Origin of the sequence: Erwinia typographi, from assembly GCF_000773975.1 — a bacterium.
In the GTDB taxonomy this organism is placed as follows: Bacteria; Pseudomonadota; Gammaproteobacteria; order Enterobacterales; family Enterobacteriaceae; genus Erwinia; species Erwinia typographi.
The window spans coordinates 1-1431 of the sequence record NZ_JRUQ01000010.1; the positions used below are offsets into that span (position 1 = coordinate 1).

The 1431-nt window shown below is 48.4% G+C and carries 1 protein-coding gene; it reads left to right on the forward strand.

Going from position 1 to position 1431, the window contains the following annotated elements:
• On the forward strand, positions 1 to 1075 hold a 1075-nt coding region (locus tag NG99_RS29635), incomplete at its 5' end, for a hypothetical protein (RefSeq protein ID WP_034888149.1).
• Positions 1076 to 1431: the final 356 nt, after the last annotated feature.

Here is a 1431-nt window from a genome sequence, read left to right on the forward strand (position 1 = left end):
GCTGTCGCTGGTTGTGAAGGAGACGCTGGCGGATGAGGCGGACGGCGATGCCGTGACGGTGTGGTACACCGTCAGCGGGAGCACGTCGGACAAGGCGGACTATACCGTCAGCATCACGGCTTCCCTGCCGGCCCCGACGGTGGCGGAGGCTAACGATTCGGCCATGACGATTGACCCGGCCGATGTGACCGGGGGTATCACCGTGATTATCCCGGCCTCGGCGAACCTTGTAACAGGAGACACCGTGTCAGCGTCGGTGAGTACGGCCGCTGACGGCACCACCACCACGGCGGACCACACGGTGACGGCGGCGGAGGCCGGAAAGGCGCTGTCGCTGGTTGTGAAGGAGACGCTGGCGGATGAGGCGGACGGCGATGCCGTGACGGTCTGGTACACCGTCGCTGGAGTGAAATCCGCATCCGCTTTATATGAAATCGGGCATAGCGGTGAAGATATTTCAAATGTAGTTCCTGTTGCTGTGGAGGCAACAGGGAAAAATGGAACGCTTTTACAGCAGGTTGATTATTACAGACTTGACAGTCTTACGATCAAAGTTCCTTCATATCGGGGAATGGCATCGGGTGATACAGTTAAAATTTACTGGGTAGGGCGTGCCTATACTTATGGAAGTAACATAACCACTGTTTCTGTGATTGGTGATATTGACATCCCTATACCGCGGATGGAATTCATTGACACAATAGGTTATAAAGCGTCCGTGTATTTTACGGTAAAAAAATCCGGGAGCAGTAGCGAAATAAAATCTTCCACATTGTATCTGGATGTCGAAGGTCAATCACTTGACCTTAAAGCTCCCGATGTCAGTGATGATTTGAAGACTGTGACTGTAACTTATACAGGAATGAGTTCCGAAGATATGGTTGAAGTTCGGGTTGTTGGCAAATATACGAATGATACTCCTCTGGCCGAAGGTGATGAAAAAACTAAAAAAATAATTTTTCATGTGGATTCTTCTTGGCTTGAAACGAACGAATATGGGTATCTGTTATATAATTATGCAGTAGGTGTTAATGGGGGGGAGTATCAATTTTCGCAAGTAAGTCGAGTTAAATGATATTCATTAAGATTGGTTGGGTCGGGTGTGCGATTAACTATCAATAACATCATGTTTGGTGTTAAATTTAATGATTGGTGTTCATAAATGAAGTTTCCTGAATGCTGGTTTTTTATTAAAAACATATATCCATCGTGCTGACCTGTCGCTCATAGAATTTTATGGCGAGATACAATAAAGGGCTGTTTAATCTCTGGCAGAGACATAGGAATAAGTATATGAGTAAATCATTCGGCTCAATCGCAACTATTTCCCTCGAGGCCCCTACAGTCGCGGAGGCGGACAGTTCCGCGATGACGGTTGACCCGGCGGCGGTGACGACAGGCATTACCGTGGAGATCCCTGCAGCGGCTGAG